Source organism: Natronococcus sp. JC468 (genome assembly GCF_012163165.1).
GTDB classification, from domain to species: domain Archaea; phylum Halobacteriota; class Halobacteria; order Halobacteriales; family Natrialbaceae; genus Natronococcus; species Natronococcus jeotgali.
Map to the genome: position 1 here is coordinate 1 of NZ_JAAVUO010000062.1, position 13,452 is coordinate 13,452.

At 53.7% G+C, this 13,452-nt stretch carries 15 protein-coding genes; 9 read left to right on the forward strand and 6 right to left on the reverse strand.

Annotation, left to right across the window (positions count from 1 at the left end; genetic code table 11):
- Nucleotides 1-60 precede the first annotated feature (60 nt).
- The 4 genes from GWG54_RS19305 (at nt 61) to GWG54_RS19320 (ending at nt 4,058) form a co-directional block, all read left to right on the forward strand.
- The gene (locus GWG54_RS19305) at nt 61-555 is read left to right on the forward strand and encodes a hypothetical protein (RefSeq protein ID WP_167939281.1); all 495 of its coding nucleotides are present in this window, start codon (nt 61-63) and stop codon (nt 553-555) included.
- Nucleotides 552-1,085, forward strand: a complete 534-nt coding sequence (locus tag GWG54_RS19310; protein WP_167939282.1) for a relaxase/mobilization nuclease domain-containing protein — start codon at nt 552-554, stop codon at nt 1,083-1,085. The genes GWG54_RS19305 and GWG54_RS19310 overlap by 4 nt, the downstream gene beginning before the upstream one ends.
- The gene (locus tag GWG54_RS19315; RefSeq protein WP_209438538.1) at nt 1,082-2,794 is read left to right on the forward strand and encodes a type IV secretory system conjugative DNA transfer family protein; all 1,713 of its coding nucleotides are present in this window, start codon (nt 1,082-1,084) and stop codon (nt 2,792-2,794) included. Before GWG54_RS19310 ends, GWG54_RS19315 begins: the two co-directional genes overlap by 4 nt.
- Nucleotides 2,795-3,509: 715 nt before the next feature.
- Nucleotides 3,510-4,058 (forward strand): hypothetical protein, encoded by a 549-nt coding sequence (locus tag GWG54_RS19320; protein WP_167939283.1) that lies wholly within the window; start codon nt 3,510-3,512, stop codon nt 4,056-4,058.
- Between the two features lie 20 nt (nt 4,059-4,078).
- On the opposite strand, the gene GWG54_RS19325 is transcribed toward GWG54_RS19320, so the two are convergent.
- From GWG54_RS19325 to GWG54_RS19335, 3 genes are all read right to left on the reverse strand, one after another.
- A complete protein-coding gene (locus tag GWG54_RS19325) occupies nt 4,079-4,408 on the reverse strand; it encodes a hypothetical protein (protein WP_245242879.1) in 330 nt (109 codons plus the stop codon).
- A gap of 246 nt (nt 4,409-4,654) precedes the next feature.
- The gene (locus GWG54_RS19330; RefSeq protein ID WP_167939284.1) at nt 4,655-4,840 is read right to left on the reverse strand and encodes a hypothetical protein; all 186 of its coding nucleotides are present in this window, start codon (nt 4,838-4,840) and stop codon (nt 4,655-4,657) included.
- A 67-nt stretch (nt 4,841-4,907) separates the two neighbouring features.
- Nucleotides 4,908-5,816 carry a DUF6293 family protein gene (locus GWG54_RS19335; protein ID WP_167939285.1) on the reverse strand — a complete coding sequence of 303 codons (909 nt, stop codon included), beginning with the start codon at nt 5,814-5,816 and terminating at the stop codon, nt 4,908-4,910.
- 207 nt (nt 5,817-6,023) lie between these two features.
- Here GWG54_RS19335 and GWG54_RS19340 point away from each other — a divergent pair, with 207 nt between their 5' ends.
- Together GWG54_RS19340 and GWG54_RS19345 are read left to right on the forward strand one after the other, a co-directional pair.
- Nucleotides 6,024-6,809, forward strand: a complete 786-nt coding sequence (locus GWG54_RS19340; RefSeq protein ID WP_167939286.1) for a hypothetical protein — start codon at nt 6,024-6,026, stop codon at nt 6,807-6,809.
- Between the two features lie 2 nt (nt 6,810-6,811).
- On the forward strand, nt 6,812-7,255 hold the full coding sequence (locus GWG54_RS19345) for a hypothetical protein (protein WP_245242880.1): 444 nt from the start codon (nt 6,812-6,814) through the stop codon (nt 7,253-7,255).
- A gap of 113 nt (nt 7,256-7,368) precedes the next feature.
- Here GWG54_RS19345 and GWG54_RS19350 read toward each other — a convergent pair whose 3' ends face one another.
- Both GWG54_RS19350 and GWG54_RS19355 read right to left on the reverse strand, forming a co-directional pair.
- Entirely contained in the window at nt 7,369-7,818 is a 450-nt protein-coding gene (locus GWG54_RS19350) for a type II toxin-antitoxin system VapC family toxin (RefSeq protein WP_167939287.1), read from the reverse strand.
- Entirely contained in the window at nt 7,815-8,282 is a 468-nt protein-coding gene (locus GWG54_RS19355; protein ID WP_245242881.1) for a hypothetical protein, read from the reverse strand. The genes GWG54_RS19350 and GWG54_RS19355 overlap by 4 nt, the downstream gene beginning before the upstream one ends.
- A 153-nt stretch (nt 8,283-8,435) precedes the next feature.
- On the opposite strand from GWG54_RS19355, the gene GWG54_RS19360 reads away from it, so the two are divergent.
- Nucleotides 8,436-9,053: a site-specific integrase gene (locus GWG54_RS19360; RefSeq protein ID WP_167939295.1), complete on the forward strand. Its 618-nt coding sequence runs from the start codon at nt 8,436-8,438 to the stop codon at nt 9,051-9,053.
- Nucleotides 9,054-9,186: 133 nt separating this feature from the next.
- Here the strand turns inward: GWG54_RS19360 and GWG54_RS19365 are convergent, their stop codons facing one another.
- Complete coding sequence (locus tag GWG54_RS19365; protein ID WP_167939288.1) at nt 9,187-9,537, reverse strand: winged helix-turn-helix domain-containing protein; 351 nt, start codon at nt 9,535-9,537, stop codon at nt 9,187-9,189.
- 1,876 nt (nt 9,538-11,413) lie between these two features.
- Here GWG54_RS19365 and GWG54_RS19370 point away from each other — a divergent pair.
- Entirely contained in the window at nt 11,414-12,307 is an 894-nt protein-coding gene (locus GWG54_RS19370; protein ID WP_167939289.1) for an alanine-zipper protein, read from the forward strand.
- A 313-nt stretch (nt 12,308-12,620) separates the two neighbouring features.
- Nucleotides 12,621-12,998, forward strand: a complete 378-nt coding sequence (locus GWG54_RS19375) for a hypothetical protein (protein WP_167939290.1) — start codon at nt 12,621-12,623, stop codon at nt 12,996-12,998.
- Nucleotides 12,999-13,452 lie beyond the last annotated feature (454 nt).

Here is a 13,452-nt window from a genome sequence, read left to right on the forward strand (position 1 = left end):
CAAACGCCTGCTTGTACCCGCCCTACATACCCCACGCTCGAACCGAGGAGATCCCACTCTATGACTCGAGATCAGCCCATCTCACTCTATGTCACTGAATCCGAGAAGAAACAACTACAGGCCGAGGCTGACGCCGCCGACGAAACTCTCTCGAGTTACCTCTACAAGCTCATCCAAAAACAACGCCAGGCTGAGGAACTCGACAAGGCTGCAACCGAACTCAACGCCGAGGAGCGGATTGAGGCCATGATCGCAGAGGCTACTGATACTCTCGAAGAGACGGCTGAGGACATACGAGACATTCACGCGCGGGCGGGGACATACCCTCTCGTCAACTTCCGGTTGTTACAACGGCAATTCAGAGTACCCGAACCCTGGATTGACGAGGAGTTCTCTCGCGCATCGCGAAAACTCCGCGTCCCGTTCAACCAACACGATCCACTTGAGGGGATCCCTGCGCCGTCTGACTCTGATGATCGCAATGAGACCGACCATCAGAGAGACGATGATACTACCGGAAACCTCGAGAATCGTCTCCGAGGTGACGACCAGTGACGACGTACTACAGTACTGATTATCAAGAGAGCGGCGCTGGCGACCTCATGAAGTACATTTCCCGAGAGGGGGATACGCCGTTGTACGACCGCACTGGCCGAGAAATGAGTGATCAGCGAAAGCAACGATTCATCGAAAAAAGTGAACAGCACCAATTTGAGCGCCACATGATCATCTCCCCAGAGAACGGTGATCAGCTCTCGAATGACGAACTCGCTCGAGAAACACGCCGAACGATGGAAGACTTCGTCAAGGAGCGCCCAAGCGCGACCTTCGCCTACACAGTTCATCGTGACACCGAGCACCCACACGCTCACATTGCAATGACTGGCGAAAAGACCGATCTATATATGGACAAACAAGATATCGATGCCGTCCGCGAGAACGCTAATGAGCGGATGGTCGAAAACGACCGGTACAAGCATCGATCTCGGGAGAACAGCCGTGACTCCCAACAAGAACGACAGCTCGAAGCTGAGCAAAGACACCGTGACCGAGACGCGGAGAATGAGGAGGGACTGTTCCGATGAGTTTAGGCGCTGTTGTGGTTGGTCTCCTCGAACTTGCTACCGGCGCGGTGTTTGCTACTTTCATGTTTCGGGATCACAGTCCGACTATCAACGAACTCGCGCTCTCGCTTGAGGGGGTCTACTACGAATCCACCCATACACTCCGAGAGAAAAGTCGGCTACTCCCACCGATTGCTTTCGTTAGTGTCCTGTTTGTGCTGTTCATCTTCGGCTTAGCCGTCAGCTCCTGGATTATCTCGTTGACTATTCTGTTTGGCATCCCGGCACTGCTCGTGATCCGTATCGGGCGGAATATCCCGCTGTATGTGTCCATGCTCACCGATATCGGTGATCTGTTCCGGACAGTCGAACCCACTGCCGACAACTTTGCGATCCCTATTGAATATCGCGGCGGTCGTGCCGACGACGTCTCGATATTCTCGAATGCTGTTCAAATTCCCCGTCGCTCGCTGCTCGCGATTGGGACCAGTGGTGCCGGGAAGTCAGAATTCCTCAAACATATCGTTGAACAGCTCCGCACGAACCCTACTGAGCCGACTGTTGTCTTCGACATGAAAGAGGATTACCAGGATATGCTTGAGGCCCGTGGTGCTGATATCATTCGAATCTCTGCCGACGCGAGCGACTACAAATGGAACCTGTTTGCGGAGCTTGAGGACGAAAGTGATGTCGATGAGATTGCTCGCGGGATCTTCCCTGGTGACGACGGCGATCAGTTCTTCACTAATGCTGGCCGCCAACTGTTCGCGGCGACGGTGAAGTACATCTTCCGCGAAGTCGAGAATCCAACGAACGCGGATCTCAAGCGCTATTGGGAGCGGACTGACGCCGAGACAATGTACGAGGATCTCTCGAGTGACGGCCATGAGGATTTGACAGCCGCGGCCTCGGCGATTGATCCCAATGCTGGCCGGCAGGCCAGCGGTGTTTATTCGACTGCTCAACAGCAGGTCTCCGATCTCCTCGTTGGTGACTTCGGTCGTGATGGTGCTTTCTCGATCCGGGAGTATATGGCCAATCCCCAGGGACGGATCCTCGTACTTGACTACCCGAATCGGCAGGCGTCAACCATTGCTCCACTGTTCGCTTTCCTGATCGACGAAGCGATTAAACATGGCATGGACGTTCCTGATCGGAGTGCGTACTTCCTCCTTGACGAAATCGAGCACCTAGATGTAACGATTGACCGCCTCAGCGAACTGATTAACGTCGGCCGCGGCCGCGGCTGTCAGGCGATTATTACGCTCCAGTCGGTGGCACAGTTGTATGATACCTACAGCAAAGAACGAGGAAGGGCTCTTCTTTCCGGCATGACGACTGCAGTGATTTTGCGGGTCGCTGATTCGGATAGTGTTGAGTTCGCCCGTTCGAGAATCGGGACGCATTTCGAGGAGTTTACTCACCGGGAACGACCGGATGTTGGTTTCTTCGGATCTGAGGAGACAAAGCTTGAGGAGCAACATGACTTCGCGAAAGGAGAATTTACACAGTTTGAACCCGGCGAGGCTGTAATCTGCCGACAGTCGAAAGGATGGGTTCATGCTTACGTTCCGATGCTTGAGGTCGAAAGTAGCGATGTTGCTCCCGAATTCGACAGCCGAAATGATGCCTGGACCGGCGACGACCGGGTGATGGAGGATGAACAAATCGACGATAACCTACAAGACGATCCACGCCGCTCGAACCCCACGTTAAACCGCGGAGAATAACGGCCTGAAGCTCACTCTTCGGCCGGCACACCGGTGAGTCACCACCTCATTCATGTGACGACCCAGCTTGGGCCTTCCGCTCGCTTAACTATTTCTCTGTCTTCTGAAGCCGAAGCTCAGGCCCGCAGACTTCGATCAGCAACTCCTGGAAGCTGATGTAGAGTACTCGTCTCTACAGCTTCACCAGTTCATGTAGTCCCAATTCACCTATGACTCGCGAGTGCCAAGTTTCGGGTATATAAAAGTGGCATCTCCACATCAACCTTTGGGCGAAGGTTGGGGTACAGATGTATCCCATTCTGAGCGCTCTAGCAGCGGTTACCGAACAGCTCGCCGATTGCAACGTTACACTTACTTCTACGCGCGCGTACGCGTAGTTTTAAGTGGATGGAATGTCTACCCCCTGTTAAGCAATACAGGTCCCTCTGCCCAATTCGACGGATGATGAGAAATCTGGTGCGCTCAGCCCCTTCCTACAAAGCAGAGCACACTCAGATGATCCAGCTTCCCCTGCTCAGTCATGCAGGGGTTCCCCCTCCGACGACCAAGCAGGTTCCGCTTGGCTGGTGATAGGCCAAGCGTTGTCTTACGTGTTTGGTTCTCGGTCAAATGGCTACCTCACAACAGTGATACACGATACGACGCGGCCGGACCCGATAACCGATCGAGACAGCAAAGCGCGACAGCCAACTGCGGCAGCCGAGCCTACCAACAAATGACGTACACACCAGACCCCGACGAACCCGTTGCTGTCCGATGCCTCAAGTTCGCGAACGTCACGAACGAGGCCCACCGGCCCTTCGAGATCGCCGATGCGATTGACTCGGAGCCGGACTACGTTCGGGAGGTCTGCAACCGACTCCACAGAGAAGGCTGGATGCAGAAATTCCGAGGTGATCTTGTGATCGGACACCCGATGCCCCACGAGGGCATAGAAGTCCTGAGCAACAGTCGACCGAAACTGCTCAGGATCGTGAAGCGGTACGCCGACGACCGACTCAGCGAAGCAAGGAGCAAGCCATCGGTCGAGGAACTCCGAAACTTCATCGTGTCCGAAATCGCCACCGAAAAAGGCCATTCACTCGGCGTTAGGAAGGTGTACTTCGGCGTCCACGCCGATTCTCACGCCGACGAGCTCGGTATCAGCCTCGTCACCGCCGACGAGGAGGATACCGACGTCTCGGAGAGCGCTGACGAAGAAGGTCCCGACGCCTCAGAGAGTGCCGACGAAAGCAGCGACACCACCGCGAGCGCCGACGACTAAACCCGAGAGGGACTCGGCGTCTATTCCTCTGAACGGCCGAACATCCACCATTTAGCTCGACGCCACACAGGAGCGTCCCTTCGCTCCTCGCGCCGCCTTTGCAGACGTCGCTCTTCGTCGATGTACTCGACCAGCTCCTCTACGTCGTCGTTCCTACGGTTGACCTCGCGGAGCTGTCGGCGGAGGTCGTCTCGCTCGGCCTCGAGCGACGCTATCTCATCTTCAAGCGCGTCTGCCTCCAACCCTTTCTCGACGTGGTGCACGATCGCACCGCTCTTGCTGTCGAACTCATCGAACGGGATCTCGTCTGAGACGTCCTCTGGCACAGTAATCGTAAAGCGCTCGCTCATGTGCGCATCTACACCATGCACTGACACACCTATATGATTACCTGATGGTTCGACTGTACACCACCGCGGTGCACCAGCGCACCAGCTACCCGATATCTGTTGAACAAGAAGCAGAGCCGGTTCGTTACGTCGAGGAGGAGTGCGAGATCCAGCGCGTGCGCCGGCAGCGGGAATTGGCCCGGTGTGGAGACGACGAAGTGGTGGGTCCTCGGCGCGCCAGCCGAGTCCGACTAACCCCAAGAGCGATTATTCGTTTTGGGCTTCTAGCGCGTCTGCAATACGGCCCATCTCCTTGGCAAGATTCCGGATCTGCTCAGCATGATAGAAATGGACGATCTCTTCGAGCTCCTCTTCGTAACCATCCTGGATAATCTCGTGGACTTCCTGTTCAGCGAACTCAACATCATCAAAATCGTCACCTGGTTCTCTCATTACATTCTGAGGGAGGTACTCAAGTGTGTTAAATCATATGAAGAGACTGTTTCCACTTCTCACTTGTTTAGTGCGTCTTCGCCCACATGCGCCCCATCGTCGATAGTGATGTCTCCAGCCGGTTCCCTGCCTCTTCGCGGTTGACGTATCCCTTACCCTCGAGCTTGCCGACGTTGTACTGCACTCGGCTCCGGAACGATTCGTCGTATTCCTCCTCAGTCTCCTCTGCCAACTGCTCCGCAAGCTCGGAAGTAGACTGGAACGCTCCACGATCGATCAGGAATTTCAGAATGGTCGCCTCAAAGTCCTTGACATCGCTCCCCGGAGAGGACGGAAACTCCACATGCATCTGCCCGTTGAGGTCACGAGCGCCCTCCGTAACACCGCTACTGTAAACTCGCTTGAGGAGATCTTTGACCTTCTCGTAGTGGCCGTGAACCCGAATATCCTCATACTCCTTTAGCTCGTTGAGGAACTCCGCCTCATCCTCAAGAGTCTCCAGCATCTCGAGAACGAGGTAATCCTCGGGTGCCACATAGTAGGTGTGAAGCCGATTGCGGAGCCCGTCCAACCCCTCGTGGTCCTCTGCGATCAGTGAATCCGCCGCCGTGGCAAAGGCGAACGCGGTCGTACGGGGCATTGACGAAATATTGACGAAGACCTCATTGCCCGCCTCCAGTTCATCCAGAAACATTCTATAGGCCATTGTGTAGAGCGTCTCGTAATCATACAACGTCTCCCGATCTATCGATTCTACCCGGGCCTCGATATCGATCATGTCGAACGATGTTTCCAGCCGATCCGACATGTTGATCGCGAGCTGCGCTGCCGTGCTTGTGGACGTCTCTTCCGAGTCTTCAGGATCCCTGTTGGTAATAAGAACAACGCGATCCGCGTCCAACTCTCCCTTCGATATTGGGAATATTAGCCGTTCGAAGTCGAAGCCGACGGGAATGAAATGAACCCGGTCACTCATATCCTTCACTCTTGAGGGGCTATTGTAAACACCTTCGTTATAGGCTCATCTATTGCGACCAAAATCCACAACTACCGTGTCGAAACAACTCTATAGTAAATTCCCACCACCTTATAGAAAAATAATCCCACAAGATTATGTCAGTGGGGATAGTATGTCTGTATGAGTGCCTCAGAAACAACGAAACGCACTCGAGCGAGATCGAACATGCCGACAGACTTCTCCGACCCTGACCTCGTGGTAAAGATAGATCCCTTTAACCAGAACGAGCGCGAGCTGTTTTGCGCGCATGAGCGCGTGCCGGCCCTCCAGATCAAGTACAGCGACTCACACTGGTTGCTGAACAATCGCGACCAAATTAGCGAACTCATCGGACCGGACCAGCGCCTCATCCTCACTGAATGGGAGGACGGTGACAAACTCCTTGAGCGAGATCCAGACGATGTATTCGTCCGCCTCATGGAACTTGAAGACTATGTCGACATCGCCTACCTCGGCGATCGATGGACTTACGAAGCGATGACGGCCCGCCAGAACCGGAAGCAGATCATGCGTTCCATCGAGGCTCAGGAGTACCTCTTCCGGCGATTCGAAGAGGTCGGTGCTGACCTTGAACTCCGCCCCACGATACTCGGCTGGAAGTCGTGGCATCTGGAGCGCAATCGGCCACTCGTCGATCTGATGGGCGGACCGGTTGGATTCGACGCGACCGGCTACCGATCAAAGTACGAACTCGCGAAGGACGTGAACCGAGTCGTCGAGGTCCTCGACGTCGAGGTCTACGTCAACGGACGAATCGGCCCGACGCACCTCGAATATCTGCCCTCCGAAGTGTGTGGTTTCTCCGGGAAGAGCGCGCTCCTCAAGGAAACAAAGGTCGACGGCGAGTTCAGCCGAGATCTACTGCACAGCAGTATCGAGAAACGACTCCGAGCGGCCAACGATTCCCAGACTGAACTCAGGCAGTTCTTCAAGCCAATCGCAGGTGACTAACAATGCCAAGAAAAGGAGGCGGCGGCCAGACCCCGCCAGAAGAAGCAGACGAAGAGAGCGTATGGACCAATCCCGAACAAGATCGAGCGACGCCGGGCGGCATCGATCGTGCCGTGTACGACGAAGAAGACGACTTCATGTACGGCGACATCGTGTACGACGAGGTACCAGCCGACCCAGAAGATAGGGTCGTAGTGAATCTCCCGCAGAAGGTCGCGAACCAGTGGGAGGTCAACGGCGGGACGCTAGCCGATCAGAACCCGGCCTGCCCACCGGAGGACGACGTCGTGATCGTCGTGCTTCTTGAGGAGTTTGACGAGTACATGCCAAACTGGGATCAGCGGGAAGAGGAGATCCCGCTCGAACAGTTGGAGAAAGACAATGTCCCGTATCGGCCGTACCCGAGCATGCGATTGGACCGAGTCGCCGATTCCCATCTCCGCTAGCAACACAACGTAGCGAGTTAATGACGGAGGGGGCATCGAAACCTCTCTGGGACAACTGCGCAATCGCGGCTTCTAGTAGAACGAGTAGAGGTGGAGTACGGGCGGTCCTCACATCACGGCTTGCCAGTATCTTCAGGCACGACGGTGAAACCGAGGGTTCGAAAGTCGCCATCAAAGGCAAAGATGCAATCGATATTGCGCTCATCGGCCAGGACACCAGTGAGGTGATCGACAAGAGAAATTTCCTGATCGTCGTATCGATCGAACTCTGTTACAGCGGCATCGAAAGCTACCCGGTCCGCGTGAATCACCGTCACGTTCGGCGAGGAGCGTATCTGCTGAAGCGCCCTCAAGGCGGCGTCGTGACTATTCCGTAGGAGGAGCGTCGCCAGCTCTCCGAGCACGTGGCTTGTCGTGTAGATCGGCCGGTACATGAGATCCCCAGCGAGGATCGCCTCGCAGACAGCTGTTGCTCGAGCGTGGCGGGCATCGTCCTCGTCGAAGATTGCGTACCACGCGCTCGTATCCACAAACACTGGTGTCGTGCCGGGACCGTCGGTCATTCGTCGTCGCTCTCACCCGCGATCGCGTCGGCAAGGTATGCGTCGGTGTTCGCCGATACATCGGTCTCGCCGCTCGAGAACGTCGCAGGGTCAGTGAACAATGGATCGGACGGATCAAATTCATCGACCGGCCCCTCCCGGTCAGCATCGACGATCCACCATACGACCGCACCGGCGCCGACCTTCCTGCGAGCGACGATACCCTCGTCTTGGAGTTTGAGAAGCTTCTGACGAGCGGCTTCAGACGTTCTCTCGAGCGCCTCACCGACCTCTTTCGCGGTGACGATCGGATCGGGTGATCGTCGCATGACCTCGAGGACCCCCTCGGGGGTCACGGTCTCGACGTATTCCCCGCGGTCGTTTCGTTTCCGGTCGGAACTCATACATCTGCATACGAAACCCGCCGAGATAAACCTATTGCTGCGCAGCTTGTGGGTCCGGTCAAGCCAGTTGTACCGTGGCAATAGGGATATACCCAGAACATCTGACGTACAATAATATTCTCATCCTTCGAGGTGTGACACGGCGTCCGGCGAGCGTCGGAGTTTGTAGCAAACTCCGACGTTGACCGACCGATTCACTACGCTTGCTTAAGAACCATGTCACCCACAGAACCCATGCCAAGCAATTCCGACGTTGAGTACTTTGATGAGTACAGCCGCGCTCAAACGTGGCTCAAGCCAGCTCAGGTTGAACGGCTTCGAGACGTCTGCCTATCTGATGCCGTCGCATCTTATCTTCAGGATCGGAATGAGGCGATCGTCGCACTGCTCTATGATGCTGGCCTTCGCGCCGGCGAACTGTGCGCTCTCGACGTGACTCACCTAGATCTCGAAAACGGAAACGTCTATCTCCCAAGTGCTATCCAGAAAGGTTCACCACCGCCAGCGACTCTCGAGCTCAAGTCTGAAACGGTTCGACTACTCCGTCGGTATCTTCGGGACCGATGGAAGAACACTACAGCTCTCTTTCCTACCCGCTCAAGCGGCCGAATCACAACACGGTCCCTACAGCGGCTCATAGAAAAACTCGCTGTAGAAGCGAACGTGCGGCCGCTGCTCGCAGGTGGTGGTACAGGAAAGCCGGCGGATGTTACTCCGCACACGCTTCGGCACTCTGTGGCCTATCGAATTATTCAGATCAACGGTGGTCGGCTCGAGGATGTACAACTACGACTACGTCACGCCAATAGACAAACTACAGACCAAATCTATAGCCATCTAATCCCACGGTAGTTGGAAGATCAGCGGTTGTTCGAACTCAATGATCAGTAAGTCGTCTCTTGCACATAACGCATAGGTCTGACCCTCTATCTATCCGACATCGAGAGATCGACTTCAACCCAACTTCTCAGTCCGCTTCAGCCAATCAGTCGTCAGCATACAAGTGCCGCATTAAGTCCCACTCAAGCTGAGCAAGCCGCTTGGCAGCAGGGTTTTCCTTGTCGAACTTGTAACGAGGACTTCCACCACTTTCCCTAGTTTTCTTAATTACACCGATCTCACACAGATCATCGATGTGTCGATAGACAGTGTTTCGACTGACACCAGCCAATTCGGCGATCTCTGTTACGGTGTAATCGAAATCTGGATCGGGATCTGCAAGGAACGATGCCAATATCATGACCTTAGGATCATTCCCAAGGAGTTTGGGAAGGACGGTTCCTTCTGCGTATGCATCGCTATTTTCTAGGTCAGGGTCGTTTTCAATTGTGCTCATGGTTGTGTACTCCACCACATGCGGATATGCTAGCCGCTCACCTGCAGCTGGTGACACGGCTGCGAATTAGGCGATAGTTGGAGCGCTCTATCGCCGATTTTTGATTGTTCTGGGTTGCGTACCCTGGTTAGCTGGTATGCAACTGTTCGTGTCTCGGTGCTTACTCGCTAGTATGCATGCACCCGTAATAGTGTTTACGATGAGAAGCACAGATGTGTAACGGGTAAACTTGAGTGTTAATTAGAATGAACTAGTCCGTTACCTCAGCGTAACACTTATTTATACATAGTCCAAATGCTAAGACGGTGACGTTCTACTAAATGTCTGTCTCTGACGGGGACGTCGAAATGGCGGTACGAATCACAAAACGAATGATGTCCAAAGGGGTTCTTGACAAACGCCACTGCCAGCCGCAGACCATCGCTGGGTGGGGCTTCGCGGTCCACGAGCGTGGCGATGTCAAACGTGTTCTAGACGACATGGTTGCGGATAGAGAAGCACCAGTTCGGCGGAAAGGACGAGGGACAGTGCAGTTGACCAGTTGGAAAGCAGCAGAAAAATACCTCGACGACAACGGAGAAGATCCACCAAGTCGCTGGTGAGTGAACGCAGTACTCCATTCGAGAAGGTTCTCGTTTGGGTGCAGCCGGCGACGCCGTTTAGACACAATGAGATACGGCCGAAACAGCTGAAATCGATACCACGGTTGCCCACGGTACAGTCGGGGAGGCGCTCAGCGTAACCGACAGTAGTCACCCAGGAGTCCAACTTCATTGAGTGATTGTGAGGTTGGCAGCCCATCGACATCACCCGGCCAGTCTATAGATAATATCTACCGCGATTCTCACCGCCTTGGCGCGTAGGGTGAATAGAGATGAGAGATCCGCACAGTACCGCTGTTGGGACGCTCAACGAACCTCACCATCACACCGATCTCAGGTAATCACCGGCCAATACACAGCATTATGAACAGCCCTATACTGGATCTGTTTGAGGCGACGATCCCTATATCCGTCCGTCGGCGGGTAAGAACGAGCTTGATACCTAAAGAACGATAACCGTTTACAGCCTGTAAGCAGACAAGTACCCGCTTATATGATGTATTCATACGAATATTGTCTGAATGGATCTGCGCAAATTCCTAGTGGTCGGTCGTGATTGCTGTCTCGCGGGAACCCAGATCTACTGTAGCTGTATTATCGTGTCCCGTATATTATATCAGGCGTGGGCAGGTTGAATTGGATACTATGGATGATAACGAGATTACGAGAGTCATCAGAGATTTCTTGAACGAATCGGGTGAGGATTACGAAGAAGCCTATTCTGAAAAGAAGACGTTGTATGTGAAGTGTCCAAGGGGTTCTGAGGCTCCACGGCTGGCGTATACTAAGAGAAAGTCATTGGATTCATCTTGGGAGGGTATGCTTATGGTCGACACATTGGATGGGGGTCGAGCAGAGTATTTGACTCCGGGATACTCTCTACCATTGTGACATAGGCTCAACTAGTAGCCGTTATAAGTACCAAGTACAGCGAAAACGGCGTCTTCAATAACGCTAATTCAAGGTTCAGTATCAAAGGAGTGGTGGACAATCAGCGTCAGACAGGACTACCAAATTTAAGTGAGGTCACAAACAACGAGTAACCAACAAGATAAGAGAAACACACCCACCGCTAACCGGTGTGGGTCGCAAGAAAAGGGGGCGTCGGTTCGCCCCCTAGGTTTGGTCACCTAATTCTGCGACCCAGATCGGCATAAAACTTCGCCTCCCGATCAGCGGCTGCTATCTCACTCTCGAGATTCTGCCGGCTGGTGAGAGGCTACTCTATCCCAGGCATCGAGAGCCGACTAATCGCAACCAGAGACTACGATACGATGACGATTGGAAAAGACCCAAGCAAAATTGACGCTGAAGCCCCCGATGAACAGGACATCGCGACCACTCTCGGATTCGACGAGAGAGTTCAGGATGATCTCACAGACGGCGACACCGAGGACAGTACTACTGAGATCCCGAGCCGCGAGCAAATGTGGTGCGTGCTCCAAAAGCAAGCGAAGACGATCGAGCAGCTGGAATCTCGCCTTGAAGACGTTGAGCAAGAACAGAGCCGAGGCCAACGCAACCGCCAAGAAATCGCCAGCCGGATGAACGAACTCGACGAAAAAGTTGACGAGGTCACGGAAACTGCCGACGAGGCCAAGGAGATCGCCAAGAGCGCAACCTCGACCGCTGAGCAGGCGAAGTCTATTGCCGAGACTGGTGAAACCGCCTTCGATCGCGAAGATGCTGAGGCGCTACCTGGAGGCGTTGAACCTTCGAGTAGTCCACTCGATTTCTTCGCGAATTGCCGCCAGCATAATGTCAAACAGCGGTTCGTCGATGAGCAGAACAAACAGAATACCTGGAGAGCAATCGCCGTTGCTAAACGCTGGGAAGAGTTCGCAACCAAACGAACGGACGGCAGCGGGGTTTTCTTCACACGTGATGATCTCCGCGAGGGACTCACCGCAATCCTTGGAAAGCGCCCGCATGCCCAAACACTCAAACGCGTCTGGAACTCCCTGAAGGAGATTGGATCGACCGACGTTGAACTCAAGAGACGGCGTGTCGGTCCCAAGCAGGATCCAAAGGAACTCCTCACAATGGATATCGAGACTGCCGAAGGATTACTTGAGACACGCTACCATCATCTTGATCTCCTCGAGGAGGGGACGGTCTCTGGTGGGATCACACCTGTTGTGACCAACAACACAGCCGCGGAGGTGTGAGACAACTGCTGAACCACTACCCGAGAGGGTAAATCTCTCAGGTCACCTAAACAAATGTCTCTGGTCGTCGGCTCTTCCGGCCGACGTTGCCTCCTACACTAGCTGTAGCTGTAGGAAGGAACCTCTTGAATACAGAATTAGTGTTGTTCTATCTAACACTAATTCGGAACCGTCGTTTTCGTTTCCGCTCACAACAGGTGTGAGTCACCTTTGCTGCACCTGCACGCATTGGTAATACCGGTACTCTCGTTAACTCTCTACCTGAGTTATTGATTTCATACGATTTACCTTCTATTAACTATAATTAGCTGCTGTGAGCAAAACTCAAGAAGATCTAGCAGGAGCATTAGCAATAGGAACAGGTATAGTTACTACCGTCATTTTCGCTGGAATCTCAGCAAAACTCGGAACCTGTGGTAATCTAATATATAGGTTTTTTGAAGGTATTTTCATTACAGCTGAGATCGGAATTTGGCTACTTGTGTTCTCTATGATCATCGGTGCAGTTCTCCTGTCACGGATGCCTTTTATTAGGAATTATATTGGAACCTATACTAAGGGCATTATAGTGCTCTTAGTCGGGATTTGGTTTGCCACTTTCATATTTTCATTAGTAATCGACGCACCTGCGTGTGCTACATTACCATCTGATCGCTTCTGGCCTTGGCTAAATGGACTCGTTCCTTGGTGAGATCTCTTAGGTTTCTTTCCTAATATGCGGTCAAGCATACCCCGAGTGCCGGATGGGCAGATGCCCGGAACGCGCAGCGAAGCGAGCGCAAGCCCGGAATGCAGGGAGCGCAGCGACAGCGAGCGACCGGCCTCGTTCCGGCCAGCGAGGGGTTTCCATAATGTACTAAATTGAGTTGGTGGACTAGTACTCTCTCTGGCATGTCCACCGGACTACTGCCCATTGGTATGTCTATATTAGCTATTAGAATGCGGCGTAACTTTCTAGTTGCTAGACAAAATTGGAATACAATGTAACACAATGTGGAATGAAACCACAAGACGACGATCAGATCGGGTTGTTTCTGCATTGCATTTTAACTTGTCTACTGCCTCAGAACTGCCCAAACGCCTGCTTGTACCCGCCCTACATACCCCACGCTCGAACCGAGGAGATCCCACTCTATGACTCGAGA